Consider the following 6,365-nt stretch of genomic DNA (forward strand, 5'->3'; position numbering starts at 1 on the left):
ACCATTAAAAAGAATATCGACTACATTTGCCACATCCATACTGCCGGCGTACCAGGGCGAATGGATATGGATGACACTCAAGAACTGAACTATACCGGCATTATGAATGCGATTGCGGCAACTAACTATTCCGGCTTTGTCGGCCAGGAATATTGCCCCAAGGGAGATGCATTGGAAGCCCTAAAAGTCGCCTACAAACTGTGCGACGTTTAGTTTGCTGAGACATAAAAGCTAATCCCCTCCTAGTCGAGGAGGGGTAGGGGAGGTTCTGGAAGCCATAGGAAATCATTATAAGTCAGCTTTCAGAACCTCTCTGTAGTTCCCCTTAAAAAGGGGGGCAAATAATAGTTTCGATGCTTCGGTAGCAGAGCGAAACGGCGTTGCTGGAGCTGTCCAAATCGGAGACGTGATAAAAAGGCTTTAAGGTGGCATGGTTATGGCGAAAATATTTTACCTGTTCGTCTGCTTGGTAATAATTCTCACTTCGGCTTTGGCACAGCAATCCAAACCTGCAATCAAGCGGCCATGTGAGTACAAGCGATTGGTTCGAATCTATTCGCTTGGAGACAAACCTGCCAAGGGCAATCTATACGATACCAATCGCAAAACGGGTCAACGCCTTTTTCTGAGCACAGAAGCCTCCGGAACAATTGATTTAGAACCTCTAGCTGCGCTTGGAATTACTTTATTTCAAAGCGAAACCGACCCCCTGGGCACTCCCGAGATAGCTGAAGGTAATTGGAATTGGAAACCTTATAACGCTCAGCGCCAACTCGCATTCGGCGTTGGCGCCGATTGGGGTCTATTTCTCCATGCTTCTTTTCCGCCTGAATGGTATTGCAATAAAAATGGCTTTACTCATTTAACTTGCCTGCAGCATGAAAAGACTGTCCAAGCCTTTTCGCCATGGTCAGATGGCTTCGCTAAGTTTATTGATCGAAACTGGGCAGCCGCTCGGATTCGTTATTCGGAAATTCCAGCTATCGTGCTAGGAATTCACGGCGATTATGGGGACGCGGGATTGATGACGGGGCTGCGGATGCTTTCGAGCGATCAAAAAGCCGATTGGGAAAAGCGTTTCGGCGACGATCATAACCATGTTGACTTCTGGTGCGGTGATGAAGCTGCGCGTGAGAGCTTTACTAAGAATATGCTGAGTCTCTACGGCTCGCTTGATGGGATTAACGAAGCTTGGAAAACCAGCTTCAAAACCATTAAAGATCTCGAGTTCCCAACCAATACTAAAATGAGTTATCAGGCGCGTTTGGATTTTGCCAATTGGTACAAAAACGGCGTGACATCTATGGCTGATACCTTCGCGCGCATCGCCCGTCGGTATTATCCGAATTCACTGATGATGATCCCTATCGGCGATACGGATGAGTCGATAAAGCTGGGCTACGATGTTAGCGCGTTAGTCAAGATCGCGACCCGTTATAATGCTGCCATACGATGCACGAACTCCGGGTTCCAGCCCTTAGACATCAACCATTCGGCTTCGCTGTCACATATACGCGCTGCTTGCCGGTTTTATAATGTGCCTCTCTGGATGGCTTCAGCTTCGCCGAGCAACGAAGCCGGCTTTAATCAAAGGCTCTTTGAAGCTCTCAGCACTGGCGCTGTTGGCTATTATGATTGGTCCAAAAACTGGAACGACCATATGAAGTTGGCGGAACGTTTATCAAAGCATCTGAAACGCGCTGAGCCAAAGGTCGATATCGTTTGTCTATTCCCCTCTTCAACTCACGATGTGCGCCCTAATGAGAGCTACCCGCCGATTATGCTTAACGGGATGAGAGAGCTTCGAGATATCACCGACTTCGATGTGGCCGATGAAAGAATGGTCCAGGATGGTGCGCTTGCCGATTATCGTGTCGCAGTGATGTGGGAGGGGACTATTTGGAAGAAGGCGTCACTTGAAAAGATACAGGAATGGGTCAAAAGCGGCGGCATCCTGGTTGCGTATGATTTTGGAAAGCTTCAAACCCCTGATGGCGATGTGTCACTTTTCAACTCGCTATTTGGTTATACAAAGAACCTGCCTGCCTATCGGCCGAGCGCGAATTTCGTGCCCTCGCAAGACTGGGCGCACACTATGGAAAGCGGCTGGACAGTCTATTTCCCTGCTCAAAAGAAAGAGATGGCAAGCTATATTGAGCTGGTGCGAGCCGTCGCATTAGGGAATTATCCTGCGGGCAATAAGAAAGGGAGCATCAGCCAGGCCGATGATGAGAAAGATGGGGTTTATACCACTGTCTGCACCGACCGTGTTCTCTACTTTAACACTACCGATAGCCCGGTTAACCGAACTTTGCAGATAGCAAGCAATCAAGAGGAGAAGAAAATCACCATTGAACCTCACAGCTTTGGGGTGATTTATCTAAACGATGAACCGCAAGAGCTTCTCCTGCAGTGCGAGAAATTTACCGACATGAACCGTCAAAAGACGATTACATCAGCCGTATGCAGCCCCGGTTCCGGCAATACGGCTGTCTCTGTGTCCGCCGGTAAATCCATTTTAACTCGCGTTCCGGTATCAAGTGAGGGAACCTATCGTATATTTGGTCGAGCACTCGTTAAAGATAAACTCACTCGTGTTCAACTAAAAGTAGACGGTACGATCATGACCGGCTCTGCTCACCCCAGCCGCGCAGATGTAATCGATTACGGAACCATAAGCCTCACCAAAGGCGTCCACACCTTCGAATTAACCAATCCCCAATCTTTCCAAGCCGATTTCCTCCTAGCCACCAACGACCCCACCGTATCCGGTTACCGATTTCCTTATTTAGGGAAGTAGGGCTTACTTTTTAATCCGAAATACGCACAACCCAATACGAAATACCAAATTCGGGTATATTGCATGCGGCATGAAAAAGATTGAAGCGATTATTCGTCCTATGCGGCTGGAGGAAGTTAAGGCGGCTCTGCAGGATATTGGGCTTCCTGGACTTACGGTTATTGACGTTCGAGGGTTTGGGCGACAGCAAGGGCGAACAGAGAAATATCGGGGGAGTACTTACACTGTCAACCTTTTGCCTAAGTTAAAGGTTGAGGTCGTTGTGCCGGATGATCGGTTAGAAGAAGCAATGGAAACTTTGGCTGAAGCAGCGCGAACGGGTGAGATAGGGGACGGGAAAATATTTGTCTCCGAAATCGAAGATGTAGTCCGTATTCGCACAGGCGATCGAGGCGAAATCGCGCTTTAACTGAAGTTATTGCTTGCAATTCGGATAGAGTGCCCCAAAATGGTTGACCCATCACGTAATGACAAGGTACTATAGTCGTTCGCGTCAGAAGGAACGAGAAGGTGAAGGATATGTACGCAGTTTTGCGCACAGGCGGGAAACAATATCGAGTAGAAACCAATGATACGCTCGTTATCGAGAAAATCGATGCCGAAGCGGGGACAACCATTGAGCTTAATGAAATCTTAATGGTCCGTGATGAGACCGGTTTAAATATCGGAAGCCCTACGGTTGTAGGCGCTAAAGTTATGGCGACCGTGTTGAGACAGGGCAAAGGCAAGAAAATCATTGGCTTTACGTATAAAGCAAAAAAGAACGAGCGCAGACGCTTCGGTCATCGTCAACCTCATACTTATCTTAAGGTAACGGAAATCGTAAGCGGCACAAGCAAGTAGTGCGTATTCCGTAGTGCGTATTCCGAATTCCGGATACGCAATACGAACTACGTAATAGTTTAGATAGGTGGATTTGAATGGCACATAAAAAAGGTGTTGGCAGTTCGCGAAACGGTCGCGACAGTAAGCCAAAAATGTTGGGTGTTAAAGAATACGGCGGCGAGAAGGTTCTGGCCGGTCACATCCTCGTGCGCCAGCGTGGAACAAAGTTCCATCCGGGCCGAAATGTTGGTATCGGCAGAGACCATACCATCTACGCGAAGATTGACGGCTATGTAAAGTTCGAGGTATCAAAAGCGAAGCCTCGAATCAGTGTTTATCCGGATCCAACAAACGTCATCGTCGAAAAGAAGATTGCTGAGCCGGTAGTCGCTCAAGCCTAGGTCTTTTGAACCGATTAGTCTTATTAAGCCCGTGGTTATATAGCCCACGGGCTTTTTCATTTGTGCATACCTGTTTCCAGTGCGGTAGAATCGCTTAATGAGCGTACAGAGTAAAGTTCAAGAGCGTGGTCGAGGTTTTGTCTTTCGGCGCGTAGCAAAGTGGGCGCTGATTATTTTGTTCATCGCTTATCTAACGGTGGTGGCTGTGTTTTATCGGCTTCAAACTAAAATTATATTTCCGGGTTTATCTACTCAAGGACAAGCTGAGGCAATAGTGAAAGCTCCCGAAGGTTGTGAGCTTGTAACTCTTGCAGCCACGAACGGCAACAAGGTTGCAGGATTATATGGACCGGCTCTTAATCAAGACGGATCGCCAAACCCCGATGCCCATGAGTGTCCGACAATCCTTTACTTCCTTGGCAATGGCACTTGCATCGCTTATACGCTTGGCTTTGAGTTTTCTGAGTTTCGACGGCTTGGAGCGAATATTTTCATCGTGGACTACCTTGGTTACGGAATGTCGTCTGGTGTACCCTCAGAAAAGAACTGTTATGAGACAGCTAATTTCGCGTATCAGTATCTGGTTTCAAGCAAAGGGGTTGATCCCAAAAAGATTGTTGTTTACGGCAGGTCGTTAGGGGCAGCAGTGGCATGTGATTTAGCATCACGGGAGCCATCAGCGGGACTTATCATGATTTCTGCCTTTACTTCGATGACGGAAACCGGAAAACAGCTCTATTCCTACCTGCCTGTCAGATGGTTGCTCAAGCATCATTTCGACACTATCGACAAAATCGGCAAGGTGAATACCCCCATTCTTTTAATTCATGGGAAGAATGATAAACTTGTGCCGTATTGGATGTCTGTGAAATTGAAAGAGGCTGCAATTCATTCATCGAAAGTAACGATTTCCACCCTTGCTACTTCAGGTCATGAGGATGTTTATGTTTCCGGAAGGGAGCAAATTATTGAAGATGTGCGAGAGTTTTTAACGGATTTGAAAGAGAAGCCGGTGAGATGACAAGCTAGCTGTCTTCATTCCCCGTATCCTGGAGGTCCTGTTCGAACAACTCCTCCATCTCGTCACTCATGTCTTCATCCATCGATTTGCCCATTTCGCGTGCCATTTCGCGCATGACTTTCGGGTCGGCGTCTTCACCCAACGCTTCAGCACGGTCGGTCAGGTCATCGATTATATCATCATCTGACCGCAGACGCGCAAAGCGTGAAATCAACTTTTTAGCCGATGTACTGCCGCATTTAGGGCATTTAACGGCTTGACTACTAGCCACCATCCCCACAAGGATAGTAAAGCGGTGTCCGCATTTGTTGCAACGATACTCATACAGAGGCATAACTGATTATATCTACTCCTATCAGATAAGTTTACCCGCGCTTGCACAGCGCATGGCCTAGCGGTTAAAATACCCATGTCTAGAAGGAGAATAGATACCTTGGAGGAGCAAATGGCGAAATTAGCGTGTGATACATATAGCTTGAATGATTTTTTTAACGCAAAGAAACTGACACTGCAGGAAGCGATGGTTGTGATTAAGGACCTCGGAATTAACTATGTAGGTTTAAATGATTTCGTGATCCGTGATTGGGGAAAGCCCCATCTCGACGAAATTAATCAATACGTTAAAGATGTCGGCCTTACAACGGTTGCCGTTATTTCCGGGGGGAACATGGCTTCAGTCGATCCTATCGCTCGTGAGGCGCAGATCGAAGAAAATATCAAACAAATAGAAGCCGCCGCCTATCTAGGGGTATCGGTGATCAGGTTTCTTCTTGGCACGACTGGTGATAAGGAACTTGACGGAACTTCTGGGGTTGTATGGTGCATTGAGGCAATTAATAAGATGCTCCCAACCGCCAAACGCCTTAATATTAAGCTGGGTATCGAGAATCACGGCGATTTAGCGTCCAATGCCGATAGAATTTTAGACATCATCAAAGCCACAGACCCCCAATGGGTCGGCGTGCTGCTCGATTTCGGCAATTGGAAAGCAGATGAGCGCATAGAAAGCTGTCTGAAACTAGCTCCTTATACTATTTATGCACACGCTAAAACCTGGGCATTTAACGGAGACGGCGAAGAAAGCCGCTTGGACTATGCCCAACTGCTCGGCATCCTAAAAGGGGTTGGCTATAACGGCGTAATCTCCATAGAGTTCGAAGGCCACGGAGACGCCGCCCTGGGGGTCAAGAAGTCCGCAGATTTAATTAGAAAGCATTGGCCGGGGATTGAGTGAGAATTGGAAAAAGAACAGGCGGCCTCCCTGAGGCCGCCTGTTTGAGTACCCCGTAGGGGATTCGAACCCCTGATCCCCTGGCTG

General features: G+C 47.7%; 8 protein-coding genes. 7 read left to right on the top strand and 1 reads right to left on the bottom strand.

Annotation, left to right across the window (positions count from 1 at the left end):
• The 6 genes from WCO51_08500 to WCO51_08525 form a co-directional block, all read left to right on the top strand.
• Positions 1–213, top strand: a 213-nt coding sequence (locus WCO51_08500; protein ID MEI6513297.1) for a hypothetical protein, incomplete at its 5' end; no start/stop codon positions are given.
• 223 nt (positions 214–436) lie between these two features.
• Positions 437–2,800: a hypothetical protein gene (locus WCO51_08505; GenBank protein MEI6513298.1), complete on the top strand. Its 2,364-nt coding sequence runs from the start codon at positions 437–439 to the stop codon at positions 2,798–2,800.
• Between the two features lie 70 nt (positions 2,801–2,870).
• Complete coding sequence (locus tag WCO51_08510; GenBank protein ID MEI6513299.1) at positions 2,871–3,209, top strand: P-II family nitrogen regulator; 339 nt, start codon at positions 2,871–2,873, stop codon at positions 3,207–3,209.
• A gap of 110 nt (positions 3,210–3,319) precedes the next feature.
• Complete coding sequence (rplU, locus tag WCO51_08515; GenBank protein MEI6513300.1) at positions 3,320–3,643, top strand: 50S ribosomal protein L21; 324 nt, start codon at positions 3,320–3,322, stop codon at positions 3,641–3,643.
• Between the two features lie 77 nt (positions 3,644–3,720).
• Complete coding sequence (gene rpmA / locus WCO51_08520; GenBank protein MEI6513301.1) at positions 3,721–4,026, top strand: 50S ribosomal protein L27; 306 nt, start codon at positions 3,721–3,723, stop codon at positions 4,024–4,026.
• Between the two features lie 97 nt (positions 4,027–4,123).
• Positions 4,124–5,047, top strand: a complete 924-nt coding sequence (locus WCO51_08525) for an alpha/beta hydrolase (GenBank protein MEI6513302.1) — start codon at positions 4,124–4,126, stop codon at positions 5,045–5,047.
• A gap of 4 nt (positions 5,048–5,051) precedes the next feature.
• Here WCO51_08525 and WCO51_08530 read toward each other — a convergent pair whose 3' ends face one another.
• The gene (locus tag WCO51_08530; GenBank protein ID MEI6513303.1) at positions 5,052–5,381 is read right to left on the bottom strand and encodes a zinc ribbon domain-containing protein; all 330 of its coding nucleotides are present in this window, start codon (positions 5,379–5,381) and stop codon (positions 5,052–5,054) included.
• 111 nt (positions 5,382–5,492) lie between these two features.
• Here WCO51_08530 and WCO51_08535 point away from each other — a divergent pair, with 111 nt between their 5' ends.
• On the top strand, positions 5,493–6,281 hold the full coding sequence (locus WCO51_08535; protein MEI6513304.1) for a sugar phosphate isomerase/epimerase: 789 nt from the start codon (positions 5,493–5,495) through the stop codon (positions 6,279–6,281).
• The last annotated feature ends 84 nt before the right edge of the window (positions 6,282–6,365 follow it).

It is taken from the genome of bacterium (genome assembly GCA_037131655.1).
Classification (GTDB): domain Bacteria; phylum Armatimonadota; class Fimbriimonadia; order Fimbriimonadales; family JBAXQP01; genus JBAXQP01.

Bases quoted from the DNA above. Each gene is read 5' to 3' on its own strand.
- WCO51_08505 (MEI6513298.1), top strand. From the start codon at position 437: ATGGCGAAAATATTTTACCTGTTCGTCTGCTTGGTAATAATTCTCACT.
- WCO51_08510 (MEI6513299.1), top strand. From the start codon at position 2,871: ATGAAAAAGATTGAAGCGATTATTCGTCCTATGCGGCTGGAGGAAGTT.
- rplU (MEI6513300.1), top strand. From the start codon at position 3,320: ATGTACGCAGTTTTGCGCACAGGCGGGAAACAATATCGAGTAGAAACC.
- rpmA (MEI6513301.1), top strand. From the start codon at position 3,721: ATGGCACATAAAAAAGGTGTTGGCAGTTCGCGAAACGGTCGCGACAGT.
- WCO51_08525 (MEI6513302.1), top strand. From the start codon at position 4,124: ATGAGCGTACAGAGTAAAGTTCAAGAGCGTGGTCGAGGTTTTGTCTTT.
- WCO51_08530 (MEI6513303.1), bottom strand. From the start codon at position 5,381: ATGCCTCTGTATGAGTATCGTTGCAACAAATGCGGACACCGCTTTACT.
- WCO51_08535 (MEI6513304.1), top strand. From the start codon at position 5,493: ATGGCGAAATTAGCGTGTGATACATATAGCTTGAATGATTTTTTTAAC.